The 20,342-nt window shown below is 58.4% G+C and carries 20 protein-coding genes; 3 read left to right on the plus strand and 17 right to left on the minus strand.

Going from position 1 to position 20,342, the window contains the following annotated elements; translation table 11 throughout:
* Positions 1-8: 8 nt before the first annotated feature.
* The 3 genes from ligA to sciP all read right to left on the minus strand — a co-directional run bounded on the left by ligA (position 9) and on the right by sciP (position 3,548).
* Positions 9-2,147, minus strand: coding sequence for an NAD-dependent DNA ligase LigA (gene ligA / locus DI396_RS05130; protein WP_110795380.1), 2,139 nt, complete (start codon positions 2,145-2,147; stop codon positions 9-11).
* A gap of 305 nt (positions 2,148-2,452) precedes the next feature.
* Positions 2,453-3,169 (minus strand): response regulator transcription factor CtrA, encoded by a 717-nt coding sequence (gene ctrA / locus DI396_RS05135; RefSeq protein WP_110795106.1) that lies wholly within the window; start codon positions 3,167-3,169, stop codon positions 2,453-2,455.
* A gap of 100 nt (positions 3,170-3,269) precedes the next feature.
* A complete protein-coding gene (gene sciP, locus DI396_RS05140; RefSeq protein WP_110795107.1) occupies positions 3,270-3,548 on the minus strand; it encodes a CtrA inhibitor SciP in 279 nt (92 codons plus the stop codon).
* Between the two features lie 210 nt (positions 3,549-3,758).
* On the opposite strand from sciP, the gene mnmA reads away from it, so the two are divergent.
* Positions 3,759-4,904: a tRNA 2-thiouridine(34) synthase MnmA gene (mnmA, locus tag DI396_RS05145; RefSeq protein ID WP_110795108.1), complete on the plus strand. Its 1,146-nt coding sequence runs from the start codon at positions 3,759-3,761 to the stop codon at positions 4,902-4,904.
* Positions 4,905-4,948: 44 nt separating this feature from the next.
* Here the strand turns inward: mnmA and lpxB are convergent, their stop codons facing one another.
* The 13 genes from lpxB to pyrH form a co-directional block, all read right to left on the minus strand.
* Positions 4,949-6,106: a lipid-A-disaccharide synthase gene (lpxB, locus tag DI396_RS05150; protein WP_110795109.1), complete on the minus strand. Its 1,158-nt coding sequence runs from the start codon at positions 6,104-6,106 to the stop codon at positions 4,949-4,951.
* Positions 6,103-7,029 carry an LpxI family protein gene (locus DI396_RS05155; RefSeq protein ID WP_110795110.1) on the minus strand — a complete coding sequence of 309 codons (927 nt, stop codon included), beginning with the start codon at positions 7,027-7,029 and terminating at the stop codon, positions 6,103-6,105. The genes lpxB and DI396_RS05155 overlap by 4 nt, the downstream gene beginning before the upstream one ends.
* A gap of 8 nt (positions 7,030-7,037) precedes the next feature.
* Positions 7,038-7,838: an acyl-ACP--UDP-N-acetylglucosamine O-acyltransferase gene (gene lpxA, locus DI396_RS05160; RefSeq protein ID WP_110795111.1), complete on the minus strand. Its 801-nt coding sequence runs from the start codon at positions 7,836-7,838 to the stop codon at positions 7,038-7,040.
* A 5-nt stretch (positions 7,839-7,843) separates the two neighbouring features.
* Positions 7,844-8,305, minus strand: a complete 462-nt coding sequence (fabZ, locus tag DI396_RS05165; protein ID WP_110795112.1) for a 3-hydroxyacyl-ACP dehydratase FabZ — start codon at positions 8,303-8,305, stop codon at positions 7,844-7,846.
* Positions 8,306-8,423: 118 nt separating this feature from the next.
* Positions 8,424-9,077 carry an OmpH/Skp family outer membrane protein gene (locus tag DI396_RS05170; RefSeq protein ID WP_235851750.1) on the minus strand — a complete coding sequence of 218 codons (654 nt, stop codon included), beginning with the start codon at positions 9,075-9,077 and terminating at the stop codon, positions 8,424-8,426.
* A gap of 64 nt (positions 9,078-9,141) precedes the next feature.
* On the minus strand, positions 9,142-11,502 hold the full coding sequence (bamA, locus tag DI396_RS05175) for an outer membrane protein assembly factor BamA (protein ID WP_110795114.1): 2,361 nt from the start codon (positions 11,500-11,502) through the stop codon (positions 9,142-9,144).
* A gap of 170 nt (positions 11,503-11,672) precedes the next feature.
* Complete coding sequence (locus tag DI396_RS16840) at positions 11,673-11,807, minus strand: hypothetical protein (RefSeq protein WP_268876832.1); 135 nt, start codon at positions 11,805-11,807, stop codon at positions 11,673-11,675.
* 172 nt (positions 11,808-11,979) lie between these two features.
* On the minus strand, positions 11,980-13,317 hold the full coding sequence (gene rseP / locus DI396_RS05185) for an RIP metalloprotease RseP (RefSeq protein WP_110795116.1): 1,338 nt from the start codon (positions 13,315-13,317) through the stop codon (positions 11,980-11,982).
* A 61-nt stretch (positions 13,318-13,378) separates the two neighbouring features.
* A complete protein-coding gene (dxr, locus tag DI396_RS16575) occupies positions 13,379-14,548 on the minus strand; it encodes a 1-deoxy-D-xylulose-5-phosphate reductoisomerase (protein ID WP_204362795.1) in 1,170 nt (389 codons plus the stop codon).
* 3 nt (positions 14,549-14,551) lie between these two features.
* Positions 14,552-15,343: a phosphatidate cytidylyltransferase gene (locus tag DI396_RS16580; protein WP_204362796.1), complete on the minus strand. Its 792-nt coding sequence runs from the start codon at positions 15,341-15,343 to the stop codon at positions 14,552-14,554.
* A gap of 11 nt (positions 15,344-15,354) precedes the next feature.
* Positions 15,355-16,104: an isoprenyl transferase gene (locus tag DI396_RS05195; RefSeq protein WP_110795117.1), complete on the minus strand. Its 750-nt coding sequence runs from the start codon at positions 16,102-16,104 to the stop codon at positions 15,355-15,357.
* Positions 16,105-16,125: 21 nt separating this feature from the next.
* Positions 16,126-16,692, minus strand: coding sequence for a ribosome recycling factor (frr, locus tag DI396_RS05200; protein WP_110795118.1), 567 nt, complete (start codon positions 16,690-16,692; stop codon positions 16,126-16,128).
* A gap of 81 nt (positions 16,693-16,773) precedes the next feature.
* Positions 16,774-17,511 (minus strand): UMP kinase, encoded by a 738-nt coding sequence (gene pyrH, locus DI396_RS05205; protein ID WP_110795119.1) that lies wholly within the window; start codon positions 17,509-17,511, stop codon positions 16,774-16,776.
* 151 nt (positions 17,512-17,662) lie between these two features.
* On the opposite strand from pyrH, the gene miaA reads away from it, so the two are divergent.
* Both miaA and DI396_RS05215 read left to right on the plus strand, forming a co-directional pair.
* On the plus strand, positions 17,663-18,562 hold the full coding sequence (gene miaA / locus DI396_RS05210; RefSeq protein WP_110795381.1) for a tRNA (adenosine(37)-N6)-dimethylallyltransferase MiaA: 900 nt from the start codon (positions 17,663-17,665) through the stop codon (positions 18,560-18,562).
* A gap of 79 nt (positions 18,563-18,641) precedes the next feature.
* Positions 18,642-19,484 (plus strand): helix-turn-helix transcriptional regulator, encoded by an 843-nt coding sequence (locus DI396_RS05215; RefSeq protein ID WP_235851751.1) that lies wholly within the window; start codon positions 18,642-18,644, stop codon positions 19,482-19,484.
* Positions 19,485-19,525: 41 nt separating this feature from the next.
* Here the strand turns inward: DI396_RS05215 and DI396_RS05220 are convergent, their stop codons facing one another.
* A complete protein-coding gene (locus DI396_RS05220) occupies positions 19,526-20,128 on the minus strand; it encodes a lytic transglycosylase domain-containing protein (protein WP_110795121.1) in 603 nt (200 codons plus the stop codon).
* Positions 20,129-20,342 lie beyond the last annotated feature (214 nt).

Below are 20,342 nucleotides of genomic sequence, written 5' to 3' on the forward strand. Positions count from 1 at the left end.
AATCTGTCTCAGAGCCCCGCAATCAAATCAAGCCAGCCATCTTCATCCAGCGTTTCAATGCCCAATTCCACCGCCTTTTTCGCCTTGCTGCCCGCCCCGGGCCCGGCAACCAGAAGATCGGTTTTGGCCGACACCGAACCGGAGACTTTGGCGCCCAACCGTTCGGCTTGCGCCTTGGCTTCGGCGCGGCTCATTTTCTCCAACGTACCGGTAAACACCACGGTTTTGCCTGCAACGGGGCTGCCGTCTGTTTTGGGCTGTTCGGCATCCTCGATGGTTAGATGCGCCGCCAATGCCTCAATGCTTTTGCGTTCCTGAGGTTGGGCAAAGGCCATCACCAGACTGCGCGCCATGACCTCACCCACACCATCGATATTGAGCAGCGCCTCCCAATCGGGCCCCGCGCACCCCGCCGCGCCCACCATCGCGGTTTCGAGTGCGGCCCATGACCCGTAGCGCCGCGCGATCAAATTGCTGACTTGTTCCCCGACATGACGGATCCCTAGAGAGAACAAAAACCTCCCCAGACTTATTTTTCTTTTACTTTCAATTGCATCGAACAGTTTTTTCGCGCTTTTATCGCCCCATCCCTCACGGTTCTTGAGCTGCTGCATGCCTTGGCCATACCGCGCCTCAAGCGTGAAAATATCGGCGGGAGTTTTGATCCATCCGTCCTCATAGAACTGTTCGACCTGCTTCGCGCCCAACCCGTCGATATCAAAGGCTTTGCGCGACACAAAATGTTTGAGCTTTTCCACCGCTTGGGCAGGACAAATGATCCCCCCCGTGCAGCGGCGCACCGCGTCCCCCTCTTCGCGAATTGCTTCCGATCCACATTCAGGGCAGGTGGAAGGGAAAACATAGGGCTTTGCCGATTTTGGACGTTTGGACAAATCGACATCGGCAATTTTCGGGATCACGTCACCGGCCCGGTAGACCTGCACCAGATCGCCAATGCGAATGTCCTTGCCCCCCCTGATCTCACCGCCCTTGGCATCCAATCCGGCGATGTAATCCTCATTGTGCAGGGTGGCATTCGAGACCACAACGCCCCCCACAGTCACCGGGTCGAGCCGCGCCACCGGGCTGAGCGCGCCTGTGCGCCCGACCTGAATATCAATCCCTTCAAGCCGGGTCCAAGCCAGTTCGGCCGGAAATTTATGGGCAATCCCCCAACGCGGCGTGGTCGAACGAAAGCCGAGCCGCGCCTGCAGCGCCAAATCGTCAACTTTGTAAACCACGCCGTCGATATCATAGCCCAGCTCGGGCCGCATCTCGGCGATGCTTGCATAATGGGCAAGCATCGCATCGGCCGTCTCGCACACCTTTGTCAAAGGGTTCGTCGGGAACCCAAGCGCATCCAAACGGTCAATCGCGCCCATCTGGGTCTTTGCCAAAGGGGCGGAAATCTCGCCCCAGGCATAGGCAAAGAATTTGAGCGGGCGGGCACGGGTGATCTGGGCATCCAACTGCCGCAATGATCCTGCCGCCGCGTTGCGCGGATTGGCAAAGCTCTTGCCACCGCGCGCCTCTTGGCCCGCGTTGAGCGCGGCGAAATCAGCGTGAGACATATATACTTCGCCGCGCACCTCCAAGACATCCGGCGCCCCCGTCAAGCTGTGAGGAATATCCGCGATCATCCGTGCATTGGCGGTGACATTTTCGCCCACGCCGCCGTCGCCGCGGGTGGCAGCCTGAACCAGCGCGCCGTTCTCATAGCGTAGGGACAGGCTGAGCCCGTCAATCTTCGGCTCGGCGGTAAACAGCAAAGGCGCGTCCTCGTCGAGCGACAGGAATTTGCGCACCCCGCGCACGAAATCATACAGATCATCATCGGTGAACACATTGCCGAGCGACAGCATCCGCACCGCGTGGGTGATTTTACCAAACCCCTCCGCCGGAGCGGCGCCGATTTGTTCGGTCGGGCTATCATCGCGCTTAAGCTCGGGAAACCGCGCCTCGATCGCAGCATTGCGACGTTTGAGAGCATCGAACTCGGCATCGCTGATCACCGGCGCATCGTCGGTGTGATAGGCGGTATTGGCCTTTGCCAATAGCGGCGCCAAACGGGCTAATTCGGCGCGAGCCTCGTCCACGCTCATTGCGTCAACCGCGATCTCGATTGCCTGCTGCGTTGCCACCACCATCTCCCTGTTCCACGCCACCTTGTCGCCAAAGTGATAGGTCGCCCCCGCCCGCCCGTAAAGTGGCACCGCGCGTTTTTCCTGCAGCCGTTCCAACCCCATATCGGCACGCCAACAGTAGTACCCGCCTGCAAAACTCCGCGATGCGACATCGGGTGATAGAACCCGAACGTGCGAAAGGCCCGCATCGCAAGGATACGGACCTTTTGAAAAACGCTGTGATGGCGAGCCCTCAGGTTAAAAAAGTGGATCCGATGGAACTCTCTATGCGCTGCCTAGACCCCTACATCAGACAGATGCATAGATCATTACGCACCCATAGCGATACGTTGATCATCGATTTCATTCGGCTCCGGATCGCGCAAAACATAACCGCGTCCCCAAACCGTTTCGATGTAATTGTCGCCGCCGGTGGCTGTGCTGAGTTTTTTGCGCAGCTTGCAAATAAACACGTCGATGATTTTCAACTCCGGTTCATCCATTCCGCCATAGAGATGATTGAGGAACATTTCCTTGGTCAGTGTCGTGCCCTTACGCAGCGACAGAAGCTCCAACATCTGGTATTCCTTGCCGGTCAAATGTACGGATTTTCCCGCGACATCCACCGATTTCGCGTCCAGATTGACGGCAATTTTTCCGGTTTTGATAACCGATTGCGAATGGCCTTTTGACCGGCGGATGATCGCATGGATGCGAGCCACCAATTCTTCGCGATGGAAAGGTTTGGTCAGATAGTCATCTGCTCCAAAACCGAATCCTTTAATTTTGTTTTCTGTGTCGTCCGCACCCGAGAGAATCAGGATCGGCGTATCGACACGCGCCAGCCGCAGCTGACGCAGAACCTCATGTCCGTTCATATCGGGCAATCCGAGATCCAAAAGGATAAGATCGTAATCATAAAGCTTTGCCAGATCGATGCCTTCTTCGCCCAAATCCGTCGTATAGACGTTCAGGTTGGCATGGGTCAGCATAAGCTCAATACTTTTCGATGTTGTGGGGTCATCTTCCACCAAAAGCACGCGCATGGGACGTTTCTCCGCTATTATTCTAGATTTTTACTAGAATTAACCGTGTAAGAAATTAGTTAATCACTCGTTACTATTGTCCCACTTTAACACAAACAACTTAAAGTTGTCGATATTTTTGCACCTGTGTGGCTTTGAGCGCTTCTTCGCCGTGTTCTGTAACAGCTGAAAGCCATTCACGGAATTCATCTTTGGACAATCCGTAGCGCGCCATCGCCTCGTCTTGTGAAATTAAACCATAAACAACGCCGCGCACAACGGCTGCTTTGCGTGATGCGACCCATCGGCGCGTCGAATCAGGCGGTAAATCAGCCCGTGTCATCACGGTTCCGTCGCTCAGCGTCACGGCTCTTGGCCCATCTACTTTCTTGAGATACATGGCGGTACACCCTTATTGCATACCATGGTCTAGCCCCATGCTGATTAATGAGCTATGAAACGCGGCCTTGTGAGTAGTTCACATTTTCCTATATTCCCTCATATATCGGCGACAGATTGCGGCAATACCTGTTATGCCCCGCCCTGCCGCCACTGTGTAAACGCCCCGCGCCGCCGCATTATCACCCATTGCCCGATCCGGAGACCTCTTATGTCGCTTGATGACACCCCTGTTTTGAACTCGCTCGGCTTTGCCAAACCACCCGCGCAAACCCGCGTGGTTGTGGCCATGTCCGGCGGCGTCGACAGCTCTGTCGTCGCGGCGATGTTGGCCGAGGAAGGTTATGATGTGGTCGGCGTTACCTTGCAGCTATACGATCATGGTGCGGCCCTGGCCAAGAAAGGCGCCTGTTGCGCCGGCGTCGATATCCATGATGCGCGCCGCGTGGCCGAAGAAATGGGCTTTCCGCATTACGTTCTGGATTACGAGAACATCTTCCAAGACGCGGTGATCGATGAATTTGCCGACAGCTACCTTGCCGGTGCAACGCCGGTGCCGTGCATCCGGTGCAACGAGCGGGTGAAATTCAAAGACCTGCTCGAAACCGCCAAGGATCTGGATGCCGATTGCATGGCCACGGGGCATTACATCCAACGGGTGATGGGCGATGCAGGACCGCAATTGCATTCCGCCGCCGATGCCAACCGCGATCAAAGCTATTTCCTGTTCTCGACCACGGCGGAGCAATTGGACTACCTGCGTTTCCCGCTTGGCCATTTGCCCTCCAAAGACGCCACCCGCGCCTTGGCGGCGAAATACGGGTTGGCGGTCGCGGATAAACCCGACAGTCAGGATATCTGTTTTGTGCCCAACGGCAACTATGCCTCGGTGATCGAAAAACTGCGCCCCGGCGCGGCGGAGGCCGGCGAGATTGTCGATACTGAGGGCAAGGTTCTGGGCACGCATAATGGCGTTATTCACTATACCATTGGCCAACGGCGTGGGCTTGGCATCGGCGGCTTGGCCGATCCGCTCTATGTGGTGCGCCTCGATGTGGACAAAAAGCACGTCATCGTCGGGCCGAAAGAATTGCTCTCGACCCGCACCATTCCGGTGCGCGAAATCAATTGGATCGGCGACGGCAAGTTGACCGATGTGGCAGAGCGCGAAATCACCGTGCGGGTGCGCTCGACCCGTCCGCCGCGCCCTGCGATCCTGCGCCCGATTTCCGAAACCGAAGCAGAGGTGGAATTGCTCACCCCCGAAGAAGGCGTCTCGCCGGGGCAGGCATGTGTGTTCTACGATCCCGAAAGCCCGCGCATCTTTGGCGGCGGATGGATTTGGCGCGGCTATTGAGCCACAGGTTCAAGCGCCGCGCGACCTATGCGCGGCGATCCGGTTTAGTGACCCAATCCGCGTAAAACCGCCCGCGCGGCGCGCTCTCCCGGTGCCATGCCGCCCTTGCCCAGACGTTCCATCGTTAGGGCCATCGCTGCGCGTTGCGCATCCGGCGCGGCGAGCACATCAAGCACCCCCGCCGCAATCGCATCGGGTTTGCACGCCTTGCCGATGAATTCGGGGATAACCCGCGTTTCGGACACGAGGCTGACCAACGTCACGGTGTCCACCTTGAGCATCCGGCTGATGATGACCCGGCTGAGCCAGCTCATGTCGTAGGCGATGACCATCGGCGTATCGGCCGCCGCCAATTCCAACGACACGGTACCCGACGCCGCAAGCGCCATATCGGCGGCCTTAAACGCCGCGCGCTTGAGCGTGCCATACTCCTCTGGCGTCATGCCCGTCGGGTCCAAGATCACCGTATCGACCGGCCAATCGCATACTGCTGCGCGCACGGCTTCGGTAACATTGTCCGTGGTCGGCACCACGATCCGCATATCCGGATGCGCCGCCATCACCGGCCCGAGCGCCGCGCCAAACACCGGCGCCAAACGCCCCACTTCGCCGCGCCGCGATCCGGGCAGGACAAGCATCATCGGCGCATCACCAATACCGTGATCGGCGCGAAATGCCTTTGCCGCAATCGTATCGGCCGCGGGTTCCGCGACAACCGGATGACCGACAAAATCGCATTCCATCCCCGCCTCGGTCATATAAGGCGGCTCGAAAGGGAACAGCGCCAAAACATGGTCGATCACTTGGGCCATCTTCGCCGCCCGGCCCGCGCGCCACGCCCAAACCGTCGGCGCAACATAATGCACGGTGCGAATATCCGATTTGGCCTTGACCCGCCGCGCCACACGCAAGGAGAAATCGGGGCTATCAATGGTGATCAACACGTCCGGTTTGGCGGCCACCACCGCTTCGGCGGTCTCGTTGATCCGCCGCATGAGATGGCGATATTTCGGCAGGATCTCTGCAATACCCATGACCGATAATTCATCCATCGGAAACCGGCTTTGCAGGCCATTACTCTCCATCAACGGTCCGCCAACGCCTTGAAATTGGACGTCGTTTTGCAAGGATTTCATCCCCTGCATCAATGCTGCGCCCAATTTATCGCCCGAAGCCTCGCCCGCGATGATGAACACCTTCATGCGGTGTCCTCGCTCTGTGGATCCCGAATCCATAAGAACATATTCATCGCGTCCAAAATCGCCACCACACGCGGCAGGTCCAGCACCATTACACCGCCCGCCTCAATGATGATTCCGTCGAACCCGCCCTCGGCGGCATGCATTGCCGTTGCAGGGCCAATCGTCGGCAGATCTGCCCGGCGGTCCTGATCCGGTTTTGGCGCTTTGAACAACACTGCACCCGGCGCCGCTTTGGGCGCTTGCCGTGCGTCTTGCGCCTCCCGGATCCAAGCTGTCACCGTCTCCGCCAACCACTCCACAGCCGCACTCAGGGGATCGCCATCCCCGTATGGAGCTTCATATACCTCGTGAAACTGGGCCAACATCGCATCGGTGCCGGCATCATCTTCGCGGGCCAAAACCACACCATCGCGGATCACACAGGCTTGTCCGACATCGGCGGCACCCATTTCGGCGATGATCTGCTGCCCGAGAATGGCGTCGCGGCGATGACGCGGTTGGGGCTGCGCCTTGGTCGGCACGCCGGCCGGTTGCGTCAGATCCGCAACCAATTCATTCGCAGCACGTATGGTAAATCCGGTTTGCTCGAAAATCTGCATCACAACCCGCAAAGCGCCATCATCGCCCTTGGCCAATGCGTGCTGAAACAGCGGCGCCAACGGCAGGGTCTCTCGGTCAAGCGCCGCAGGATCAATCTCCGGGCGATCAATCGCACCGCAGAGGCAAACATCGGTCACGCCCTCCTTGCCCAAGCGCAACAAAAGCGATCCCAGATGTTCGATGCGAAAGGTCAGATCCGGCGTCACGCCCGCAGGCAGGTTTCCCATAAGCGCACATACAAAGGGCCGGGCGGCGCCCGCGTTCACCTGTGCCTCAACGATCTGCGCCGGAAGGGTCCCGCGCCCTGCGATCAGAGCCAGCATCTGCGCATCTACCGCGGCGTCAGGAAGGAGCGATCACTCGTTCCAGTAATGAAATCAACGATTTGGCGCACATATGTGCTTTCGGTTTCATCGCCCAAACGCCGCGCACGGGTTTGAAAGGTGCCTTCGCCTTGCGCCAACATTTGAAACGCCGCGCGCAGGGCGGTGATATCGCTACGTGGCACGCCGCGGCGTTTCAAACCGACCAAATTCAACCCGTCCAATTCACCGCGCGGTGCTTGAACCAAACCGTAAGGAATGACGTCATTGGTCACCATGGTGACCGCGCCAATGATTGCGCCTTGGCCGATGCGCACCCATTGATGCACCCCGACCAAACCGCCGATGATCACGTCATCTTCGATCACACAATGCCCGGCCAAAGCCGCGCTATTGACCACGACCACACGGTTGCCGACCTGTACGTCATGGGCGACATGGCTGCCCGCCATAAACAGACCGTCATCACCCACACGGGTGACACCACCGCCGCCTTCGGTGCCGGCATTCATCGTCACATGTTCACGGATGCGGTTGCGCGCGCCGATCTCAAGGCGTGATTTTTCGCCCTTGAATTTAAGATCTTGCGGAATTTCGCCAATACACGCGAAAGAGAAAATCACCGTCTCTTCGCCCACCACCGTATCGCCGGTGACGACAACATGGCTTTTGAGCTCCACGCCATCGCGCAACACCACCTCAGGGCCGATATGACAAAACGGGCCGATGCGCACGCCCTGCCCGATTTGCGCGCCTGTCTCGATGACGGCGCTCGGGTGGATTTCGGTTTCGGATGTCGTCGCGGCCATCTGGCTCACTCCTTTGGCAGGTCCATCATCGCGGTAAATTCGACTTCGCAGGCCATTTCGCCATCAACCGATCCCACGCCGCCGAATTTCCAAACCTTGGCCCCCGGTTTGCCGCGCAGTGTTTCAAGCTTCATTTCAACCACGTCACCGGGCACCACCTTGCGGCGGAATTTGCATTTGTCGATGGCCATGAAATACACCAGCATATTCTTGTCTGCCATCTCAAGCGCCACGCCAACCATCACCGCCGCCGTTTGCGCCATCGCCTCAACGATCGTCACGCCGGGCATGATCGGATTTCCCGGGAAGTGACCTTGAAAATGCGGCTCGTTCATTGTGACATTCTTGATGCCTGTCGCGGATTTATACCCATCGATGTCGACGACTTTATCCACCAATAGAAACGGATAGCGATGCGGAATGATCTGTTGGATCAACTGGATATCTGCGGTTTTCAGATCGCTCATGACATGTCCTTTCGCGACGCGCGCACTGGCCTGCGGCCCTCTATTGGCCCCGTTTTGACCGGCCCGATTGGCGCGGCCCGCCCTGAGTAACAACTCCCCCGCCGGGCGGCAAGACGCGTCACTCCTCCGATGGCGGTTGCGCCACATCTTGCGCCGGTTCGGGTGCGGAGGGCGTCAGCGCCGCCTTCCCGTCCTGGTCATTGTCTTCAGCGTTATTTTTTTGGGAGTCTTGGGGCGTGTCTGCCCCCCCTTCCAATGCGCCGCCCGTGCCAATCGCCGCATCGACCCGTTCAATCGCCAGAGCAGTGACATCAACACGATCAAGCATTTTGAGCACATAGCGCCGCTCGATCAACACGCCGGCGCCGATTTCCTGCATCAGGTCGGTCAAAACCGGATCTGCGGCCCGCAAAAACAACCTTTGCGCGGCCTCGTTGTCCTGCCCCAACGCCGCAACCTTGACGTCTTGCTCGCGGCGGATGCGTTGCACTTTTTCGTCGAACTGATCCGCCAGAGCGCGAAAATCTGCCGGAGCCAAACCAGCGCGATCTTCGGTTAACTTGCGTTCTTCCTCGACAAGCGCGGCTTCGATACTGCGATTTTCAGCCATGAGCGCGGCGCGACGGGTTTCAAAATCCCGCGCGACCCGGCCACCAAAGGCCGACTCCAAAAACAAGCGATCCAGATCAATCACCGCGACAGAGTTTTGCAACGTTTCGTCCGGATGGCCGATGCTAAATCCCGCACCGCCCAATCCTTGCGCCCGAACCACCGGCGCAGGCACCGCAGCCAGCGCTGCCGCGATTATCAGAAAGGACGCCCGCTGCCACATCGGCTTAGAACGCGGTCGAAATCGACAGATCGAAGGTTTGCTCTTTGTCGTAGGCTTCTTTTTCCAACGCATGGGTCCAGTTAAAGCGCAACGGCCCAACCGGCGTTGTCCAGAACAACGACAGACCAATAACCTGACGCGCCGATCCGCTTTCATAGAGGACATCTGTCGTCCCGGCCGTGGTGGAGGAATTCAGCCCCCATACCGAACCGATGTCATAGAAGGCACCGCCGCGCATGCCGTATTCTTCGGGGATGCCCAGAGGGAATTCAGCTTCGAACCGTGCCACGGCAAACATATTCCCGCCCAAGGCATCGTCGACCCCGGCACCGTCATATTGACGCGGACCAATACCATCGGGATCAAACCCGCGCATGATCGCACCGCCAAAACCGAAACGGTCGGTCACTCGGCTGGCATCGGATCCAGAAAAGCTCAAGGCGCCACCTTCGATCGACGCGCGCAATGTCACTTCGTCGTTGAAGACAGTGGTTTGCGCCACGGCCTTGGCTGTGGACCGGATAAATTGCACATCACCGCCCAGACCGGCCAATTCCTGACCGAAGACAAAGGAAACCCCGGCATTCGGGTTCAACCCGCGACGGCGGCTCTCGTAGGAATACTGATAGCCGATACCGCTGGAGATCAGGCCGCCTTGATCCGCTTCAGCCCGCAAGATCGATCCCAGATTAGAGGTCGCATCATAGCTCATATCGGTCGATTTGGCGAAATAATGCATCCGCAGGCTGCCCATCTCGCTGACCGGGAATGTAATGCCGGTTTGAAAACTCCCGATTTCGGTATCATACAGCGCGTATTGATTGTCCGTACTGGAAAGACCGGCGGAAATATCAAACCGCAAATCCCGGCCCAAAAATGCCGGTTCCGCGAAGGAGAAGCTGTAATCGGTATCCGCATCAGTGCCCGCGACGGTAAAGCCAAGCTGCTGCCCACGCCCCAAGAAGTTGCTTTCTTTAAAGCTTACCACAAGCCCAAGGCCGCCATTGGTGCTATAGGTGCCGCCAAAGGACAGCGAGCCGGTGGTTTTCTCCTCGACGTTCACATCGACCACGACTTTATCGGGGCTGGACCCCTCGCGGGCGTTCACATCGGCATTGGCGAAATACCCCAAGCTGCGGACCCGCTCGGCGCTTTCACGAATTTCACGCGGATTGAAGGGATCGCCCTCGACGATACGGAATTGGCGGCGGACCACTTGATCCAATGTCGTGGCGTTGCCTTCGATATCGATCCGTTCGACAAAAACCCGCGGGCCTTTGGACAGGACAAATTCGATATCCAATGTCAGATCGCGTTCGTTGCGGGTCACGCGCGGTTCGATGCGCATGAAATCAATGCCCTTTTGCACCGCGAGCCGTTCCATCCGCACAATCGAATTTTCGATATCCACCGGCGAATACACCTGCCCGGTTTTAATCTTCAAAATCGCGTCGAAATCATCCGCGTCTGCATCGCTCATTTCCGATACGGTGGTGATCTCGCCAAGACGGAATTGTTGTCCCTCTTGCACATTGAATGTCACGAAATAGCCGTCACGTTCGCGCGCCAGCTCGGCATTCACCGAGGTCGTGCGAAAATCAACATAACCGCGCGACAGATAAAAATCGCGCAAAACCTGTTTATCAAACTCGATCCGGTCTTCGACCACCGTGTCCCGTTTGATCAAAAGCCGCAACAGACCGGCTTGCTTGGTGCTCAGCACACGGCGCAGGCGGCTGTCGGAAAAGGCGCGGTTTCCGACAAAACCAAGACGCGAAATTTCGGTCACGCCACCTTCGAAGATTTCAAACACCAAATCGACACGGTTGTCGCTGCGGCGGATGATACGCGGGGTCACGCGGGCCGACACACGGCCCTCATTGGCATAGGCTTCGCTCAGCGCGGCGGTATCGCGTTCGGCGGTGGTAGGGCTGAACACAAGGCGCGAACGCGATTGAATCACCTGCTCGAGAACCTCATCCTTGATCCGGCGATTGCCCTCAAAGCTGATGCGGTTGATCGTCGGATATTCTTTCACCGCGATATTCAACGTATTGCCGCGCGGCGAAATCTCGACGCTTTCAAATAATCCCGAACCCAAAATCCGTTGATAAGCGGCGTTCAACTCACCAGCAGAGATGGTTTGCCCCTTGCCGATTCCTGCATAGGACAGGATCGTGCTGGCATCCACGCGTTGATTGCCATCGATCGAAACGTTGGAAAACCTGTAGCTTTGCGCATAGGCGGCCTGCGGCGCAATGCCCGAAGCTGTTGCAATCGTTAGGAAAGCTGCCGTGCTCAAAAGCCGGAGTGTTGCATTTTGCCCGACGGGTTTTTGACGCCCGTTCTCAATATTATTGGTCATGTGTCAACCCAGTCTGACGTGCCATTTTGCACCTTGCTATCCCTATAGCACAGCCTTGTCAAAACCGCAAAATAGAGTGGCGCCCAATGGGCGCCTCACAAGGGGTTGGGTTCATTACAATTTGTGGCACACAGGCATCATGCCGAAGGGAAAAACGCCCCGCGCCGGCGTCAGTTCACGCCGATCGAGCCGACAAACGCACCGGCCATCAACGCCACCACAATGGTCGCGATATAAAGAATCCGGTCCCAATTGATCGAGAACAACAGGCTCAGCCCGCGATACCCTTGCGTAATGGTTTGCATCTCAACAGCCCCTTGGCGCTTTGACAGGTCTGCGGCGCATCTGCCGCCAATGCGCGATAAATCGCACGTCATTATGCCGCGATCAGGGCGCAAATACGGCAAAAGCATGGCGGCGCGCAGGTTGCCCCGCACGCCGCGATTGAATTTATTGGCTTATTTAAGCCCGAGCGCCTTAGCAGGTCAGATCATTGAACAGTGCAAACAACATCAGCGACAACACAATCGTCATGCCGATCGCCATCAACACCTGCATGACTTTTTCATTCGGTGGACGCCCCGCGACGGCTTCATAAGCGTAAAACACCAAATGCCCCCCATCCAGCATCGGAATCGGGAAGAGGTTCAAAAGACCCACCGCCGTCGACAAAACCGCAATGAACCAAACAAAGCTCTCGATACCTTGGCTGGCTTGCGCCTTGGAAATTTGCGCAATCGAAATCGGCCCCGCCATGTTGCAGCTGCTGATTTTGCCGGTGATCATATGCCATAGTCCCGACACCGAACCGCGCATGATCGCACCGGTTTGGTTTACGCCGGCCCAAACCGATTGACCGATGCCCAAAGGCTCGGTCGCCGGTTCAAAGGCAAAACCGCCCGCGATCCCGATCCGCCAATTGGTCGCGAAACTGCCGCCCTCTTGCGGCTCATCCGTGGCGCGCGGGGTCAGCACGAAATCAAGCATCTGCCCATCGCGCCACACTTCGAGATCCAAAGGCGCCCCTTCGGAGGCTTCAACGGCGGTTTTCAACTGTGCAAAGGCGGCAATCGGCGTGCCGTCGATGGCGGTGACCACATCCCCGACCTTCATGTCGATTTCATAGGCGGCGGATTTGGGCGACAGTTGCGTGACAATCGGCGGATAAAGGAACGGCCCGTCCACGACCATTTCACGGCCCTCGCGCAACACCGTGTAATCCAGAACAGGTTGCTGCGGCAGCGCCTCGGCCAACGCGTCAAACCCCGACGCATCCTCGAAGGACGGCACGTCCATGCCCTCAATCTGCAAAATCTCGTCGCCGGGCATCAATTCAACAACCGCCGGACCCGTCGGGCGCATTTCACCCACGGTCAAGGGTTCGGACACCTGCCCACGCAGGGCAATCACCACGGCAAACACCGCAATCGACAACATGAAGTTAAATAGCGGCCCCGCCACAACCGTCGCCGCCCGCGCCCACAAAGGTGCGCCATGCATAGTGTGGCGCAACATCTCTTCGGGCATTTCTTCCATCGCCTCGCCGTCTTTGCCCGACGCCGCATTGGCATCGCCCAAAAACTTCACGTAGCCGCCAAAAGGCAAAAGTGCGAATTGCCATTTCGTGCCGCGTTTATCCATGCGCGAATAGATCACCGGCCCGAAGCCAAGGCTGAACACCTCTGCTTTGATCCCCGACAGACGCCCGATAATGTAATGCCCGTATTCGTGGATCGCCACGATCACCGAAAGCGCCACGACAAAGGCCGCGAGGGTTCCCAACAGGCCGCCGAACTGCGGAATAATCTCCAGCATTATGCGTGTTCCTCTGCTCTAATGCCCTTTTGGGCGTTTCTTTTGGGCGCTTTGGCGGGGCTTACCCCATCCGCGCCATGATTTTATCCGCCGTCTCGCGCGCAATCTGGTCGGTTTTATGAACGTTATCTAGGGTAATCTCGGCATCAATATGGCATCCGTCCGATGACATTTGCGCGAGCGCCGCCTCAACCACATCGGCCATTTGCAAAAACCCGATCCGCCCGGCGATGAACCCGTCTAGCGCGCGTTCTTTGGCCGCGTTGAACACCGCCCCTGACAATCCGCCCGCCGCCATGACCTCGCGTGCAAGCCGCAACGCAGGATACCGCGCCTCATCAGGCGCACGAAACTCCAACGTACCAAGCGCCGCCAGATCGAGCCGCTCGACCGGCAGATCGCGGCGCTGCGGATAATGCAGCGCATACCCGATCGCATGACGCATGTCCGGCGCGCCCAGATGCGCCATCAACGCCCCGTCATTGAACCCGACCAAAGCATGCACCATGGATTGCGGGTGCACCAGAACTTCGATTTGCTCTGCGCGTATATCGAAATACTCTTTTGTTTCAATGACTTCTAGCGCCTTATTAAACATAGATGCGCTATCGATCGTGATGCGTTGCCCCATGTCCCAATTGGGATGGGTCGCGGCCTCTGCCGGTGTGGCATGGGCCAATTTTTCCATCGGCCAATCACGAAATGCGCCGCCCGATGCGGTGATGATGATCCGCTCGACGGCCGAGATCTCTTCGCCCACCAGCGCTTGGAAAATTGCTGAATGCTCGCTGTCCACCGGCAAAATCCGCGCGCCGGACGCCCGTGCCGTCGCCATCAACAATGGCCCCGCCGTCACCAGCGATTCCTTATTGGCCAAAGCCAAGGTGGCACCGCCCTGCAAGGCGATTAAACCCGGCGCAAGCCCCGCCGCGCCGACAATCGCAGACATCACCCAATCGGCCGGCATGGCCGCCGCCTCAAGCAAAGCCGCCCGTCCGGCGGCCGCCTTGACGCCGCTTTGGCCAAGCGCGGCGCGCAAATCATCAAGGCGGTTTTCATCCGCCGTGACCGCCACCTGCGCCCCTAGCCGCACCGCATCTGCCGCGAGCTGCGCGATGTTCTGACCGCCGGTCAGGGCCACCACATCATAGTCTTGCGGCGCGCGTGCGATCAGATCAATCGTGCTTTGCCCGATTGAGCCGGTCGCACCAAAAATAGAAACCCTGCGCATGGATCAGCCGATCCCCGGCGGGAAAGCAATCAATTGCCCCGCGATCAACACAAACAGCGCCGCACCGAGCATGCCGTCAAACCGGTCCATCAACCCTCCGTGCCCCGGGATCAGGTTCGAACTATCCTTGACACCCATTTTACGCTTTACCGCGCTCTCGGAAATATCGCCAATTTGCGACGCCATCGACACCGCCACAGACACGCCGATGATCTGCACATTCGCGCCCAGCACGATCATGCAAATCCCCCCGACAATCCCCGCGCCGATCCATCCGGCCACGGTGCCGGACCATGTTTTCTTGGGGCTGACCCGCGGCCAGAATTTCGGACCGCCGATAAAACGGCCCGCAAAATAACCGAGGACATCCGTGACCACGACAGTGACCACCAGCCACAACAGCCACTCCATCCCCCAATCGCCCCGCAATTTACCCATGCCGAAACTGGCCAAAACGATCATGGCCGCAAACACCAGATAGAGCGCGCGATTGTGTTTGAGCAAAGCAATGCCGGCCATCACCGGCGCCAAAAGTAGCGGCAAGGCCAAGCCGCCCGGCAAATACAGTGCCGCCAAAACGGCCGCGCCGCCCGCAAAGCCAAGCTGCAGCGCCGCACTATGCGCCGCCGGATGCAGCATCCGCACCAATTCCCAAATCATCACGCCGCAAACCACAGCAATCAAGGCCGCGAACCACAGCCCCCCCGCCACAATCGCGCCCAGCCCGACGGCAACCATCGCCACACCGGACACCGCCCGCGCAACCAGATCGCTCCAATTCGATGTGCTACTCATCGCGCCTCACATCACAGTTTGACCGCGCCAAACCGACGGTCGCGTTTGCCATAATCCTTTACCAACCGCGCCAGTTCCGCAGCAGTAAAATCCGGCCAGAGGGTTTCGATAAACTCGTATTCCGCATAGGCCGATTGCCAGAGCAGAAAATTCGATATCCGCGCTTCACCGGAGGTGCGGATCACAAGGTCAGGATCAGGTAAAACGCAAGTATCCAAATACTTTGGCAGCGTTTCCTCATCCACTTTTTCGGGATCGAGTTTCCCCGCCGCCACATCTTGCGCCAAGCGTTTCGTCGCCCGCGCCACCTCGTCGCGGCTGCCATAATTCAGCGCGATAGTCAGATGCACGCGATCATTGCCTGAGGTCATTTCTTCAAGCTCGTCCATCAACAGGACCAACTTGCGATCCAAACGCACCCGATCACCGATGAACCGCACCCGCACGCCCTCGTCGGCCAGGGCTCGTGCTTCTTTGGTGATATAACGGCGGAACAGGCTCATCAGCCCCGCAACCTCGACCTGCGTGCGTTTCCAGTTCTCGGTGGAAAAGGCGAAAATCGTCACGTACTTGACGCCCAGATCTGGACAGGCCTCGACAACCTCGCGCACACGTTTGGCACCGGCATGGTGACCAAACAGGCGCGGCCGCCCACGCCGTTGTGCCCAACGACCATTGCCATCCATGATGATCGCAACATGGCGCGGGCCGTTTTGGACGGCATCCGGCGCGCTTAGGCGTTTTTCGTCCGTCACGGCCATCGCCCGCTCCTCATCCGCGCCTTAAACCTGCATGATCTCTTCTTGTTTATGCTCCAATGCCGCATCAACCGCCTTGATATATTTATCGGTCAAATCCTGCACTTCGCTTTCCCAGATCTTTTGATCATCTTCGGACATGCCATCGTTTTTGGCTTTCTTGATCTGATCCATACCGTCGCGGCGGATATTGCGCACCGACACCCGGGCGTGTTCGGCATATTGCGCGGCAACGCGGGTCAAATCGCGGCGGCGCTCTTCGTTGAGTTCCGGAATCGGCAACATCACAATTGTGCCGTTCGTCTGAGGATTGATCCCCAAGCCGCTGTTCATAATGGCTTTTTCAACGGCTTGCACCATAGACTTATCCCACACATTGACCGTGACCATACGCGGTTCGGGCACGTTGACGGTCCCAACCTGATTGATCGGCGTTTTTTGTCCGTAGGCCTCGACCATCACCGGCTCCAACATCGAGGCCGACGCGCGGCCTGTGCGCAAGGAGGCAAACTCGGTCTTCAAAGCAGACATTGCCCCATCCATGCGACGGGTCAAATCATCGGTATCAATCATAAATTCTTCATCAGCCATCTTCTTATCGTCCTTCTCGTGGCTTATCGGCGCGCCGCGCGTGGCGGGCCGCCCTATGCTCTTTGTTGCGCTACAATAACGTCAATCACCCACGGTTGTATAGGTGCCTTGCCCCGACAGAATGCCGCGAAATCCGCCCGGCTCGTCGAGGGAAAACACGATGATCGGCAGGGAGTTGTCGCGCGCCAAAGCAATGGCGCTGGCATCCATAACGCCCAGATGTCCGGCCAGGACCTCGTCATAGCTGACCTTCTCATAGCGTTTGGCATCCGCAAATTTCACCGGATCCTTGTCGTAGACACCGTTGACCTTGGTGCCTTTGAAAATCGCCTCGCACGCCATTTCATTGGCGCGCAATGTCGCGGCGGTGTCGGTGGTGAAGTAAGGGTTTCCGGTGCCGGCGGCAAAAATGCACACCCGCTTTTTTTCCAAATGGCGCACGGCGCGGCGGCGAATATAGGGCTCAGCCACCTCATTCATTGTGATGGCCGAAATCACCCGCGTATGAATACCCAATTCTTCAAGCGCCGATTGCATCGCAAGCGCGTTCATCACCGTGGCGAGCATCCCCATATAATCGGCGGTGGTGCGTTCCATCCCCTGTGCCGACCCTTGCAGACCGCGGAAAATATTGCCGCCGCCAATCACCATGCAAATCTCGACCCCCATCTGTTGCACGGTTTGCACTTCGCGTGCGATCCGCTCGACCGTGGGGGGATGCAATCCAAACCCCTGATCGCCCATCAAGGCCTCACCAGAGATTTTCAACATCACACGTTTGAATTTTGTGGTGGGGATGGGGGTGTCAGTCGAGGACATCGCGGCGCTCCTAAAGCAAGTCTGAGGCGGGATCGTATTGGCCCGCAAAATGTCGCAAATCGGCGGCAGGTTCAATGCGCGATTGTCGCTTCGGGCACGCAGCATGCTCATGCCCCTCGAAAACCCGACAAAGGCGCAGTAAAGAAGCACCATGAGCACCGCATTCGATCCCCTTTCCGCCATCTCTGCCCATGATCATGTGTTGATTGCCGGGCCGACCGCCTCTGGCAAATCTGCCCTCGCGCTCCAAATCGCGGCGCGGCACGGCGGCATCGTCGTCAATGCCGATGCTTTGCAAGTTTATGACAATTGGCGGGTGCTCTCGGCGCGCCCCTCACCAGAGGAAGAAGCCGCCGCACCCCATGCGCTTTACGGTCATGTCGCATATGATGCGCCCTATTCGGTTGGCCATTGGTTGCGGGATCTGGCGCCATTGCTGGAAGGCGGTCAGAGATTGATCATCACCGGCGGCACGGGGCTATACTTCACCGCCCTGACCCGCGGCCTTGTGGACATCCCGCAAACCCCCGACGCCCTGCGCAGTAAGGCCAATGCCCGCATTCGCGCCGAAGGTCTCGATCCGATGCTGGACGAATTGGACGCAGCCACCCGTGCGCGGATCGACGTGCAAAATCCAATGCGGGTGCAACGCGCGTGGGAGGTATTACAAAACACCGGTCGCGGGTTTGCCGATTGGCAAGATGCCACGCCGCCGCCGCTCCTGCCGTTGGACCGCTGCGTGCCGGTGCTGTTTGATGTGGATAAGGATTGGCTCAATGCCCGCATCGCCCGGCGTTTTGAGGCAATGTTGGAACAGGGCGCCTTGGACGAGGCCCGCGCCAACCTCGACACATGGGATATCGAGCGCCCTTCGGCCAAAGCCATCGGCGCGCCAGAGCTGATCGCCCATCTGCGCGGCGAAATTTCGCTCAATGCGGCGCAGGAGGCCGCAACAATCGCCACACGCCAATTCGCCAAGCGGCAAAGGACATGGTTTCGGTCAAAAATGGCCGATTGGCACCGCTACAGGCCGGATTTCGCTGACAATTGATCTTTTGGCACAATTTTGCTCTCAATTCCGGCGCAATTTCGGTTTAAACAAAGGCAAAGCAAACCATGAGAGTCGCGCCGTGCCAAGTAACATTCCCTACGCCGACCCCGATCAGGCCCGTTTACCGGTGCCAAAGGTCCACAGCCTTGCGCAGCTGACCGCCGGCGCGCCGTGGCGGCTTGAATTGCATCATGCCCGCGCGGCGCATTTGCTGATCTGGACCACGCGCGGTCAAGGTATTTGCACCCTTGGCGGGCTGCGCCGCGGCCTCGGCGCCCATAACCTGTTGGTGATCCCCGCCGGCACCTTGATGTCGATTGATTTCGGCAAACAAGGATTCGCACAGGCGGTGGAAATCCCGACAAAATGCGGCGTCGCCTTGCCGGATGAACCGATGATCCTACGTCTGCGCGACGCCCAGACCCAAGGCGAGCTGACCGCCATTCTCGATGCGATGACCCGCGAACAAAATGCCGCGCGCCCCTTCGTCGGAGAAGCCATGCTGGCCCAAGGCGCCCTGCTTTCGGTCTGGCTGCGCCGTGCGCTTTTGGCCGAAGAAGACGTCCCGCGTCAGAACGCGGCCGAACGTCTGACCCGCGCCTTTACCGCGCTTGTGGCCCGCGACTACCAATCGGGCAAACCCATGGCCGATTATGCCGCCGCACTTGGCGTCACACCGACCCATTTGACCCGCAGCTGCAAACAGGTGACCGGACAAACCGCCGCCGACCTGATCACCGAGGCGACCCTACATGCCGCCCGCGAACGGTTAGAGCGCGGCGCCCTGCCGATCCAAACCATCGCGGCCGAATTGGGCTTTGGCAGCGCGGCCTATTTTACCCGTTTCGTGCAACATCACACCAGCCGCACGCCGAGCGCCCTGCGCAAATTCGCACAAGACCGCAGCCGCGCATCACCTTAATAATGCGCCGCAAGATGTTACTTTAAAAGAAAATAGTGAGGTCAGCTGCCCCAGATTTTGCGCACATAGAGTTGCGTCTCACGGTAGGGAGGCACGCCGCCGTATTTCTCCACCGCGCCCGGTCCGGCATTATAGGCCGCCAAAGCCAAACGCCACGAACCGAACTTGCGATATTGCATCTTCAGATAACGCGCACCGCCTTCGAGGTTTTGCTGCGGATCATGCGGATTGACCCCCAATACAGCAGCCGTGCCGGGCATCAATTGCGCCAAACCCACGGCCCCCTTGTGCGACCGCGCCCGGACCTTCCACCCTGATTCTTGCTGCACCAGACGCAAGAACAAATCCTCTGGCACGCCGTGTTTGCGCGCCGCATCCCGCGCCACATTCAACAGCGGACCTTTGTATTTGCCGCGATACGTCGGCGCGCCGTATTTGCTTGGGATCGCGACGCTTTTGGGCTGCAGCCGAACAGAATTCGCGTATTGCTTCGAGGCCCGACTGTCGAGCACCCGCGTTTGCTTGGAAAACAGATGCGTGCTGGACCGGGTCGAGAACATATCGGCATGGACCGCACGCGGTCCCGTAAGTGATGCTGCCGTTCCGATCACCAGAACCGCCAAGCCAAAGGCCGGTTTACGCATTATCTTTGTCCCTAATCCCTCACGCAAAGCACCCGCTGTCCCTGCGGGGTCTGCTCCACGGCGCTAAGCTACGCGCCCGCGCGCCGGTTTTGAACCCTTGGAGGGAGAATTTAACCCCACAGGCGGCGTATTACGCAAAAATTCGCCCATTCCATGCGAATTTCACCGTATATCCCCGACGGCCAGCGACCCCGCGCGCCATGATTCGCCCCGC

Origin of the sequence: Litorivita pollutaquae, from assembly GCF_003205515.1 — a bacterium.
GTDB classification, from domain to species: domain Bacteria; phylum Pseudomonadota; class Alphaproteobacteria; order Rhodobacterales; family Rhodobacteraceae; genus Litorivita; species Litorivita pollutaquae.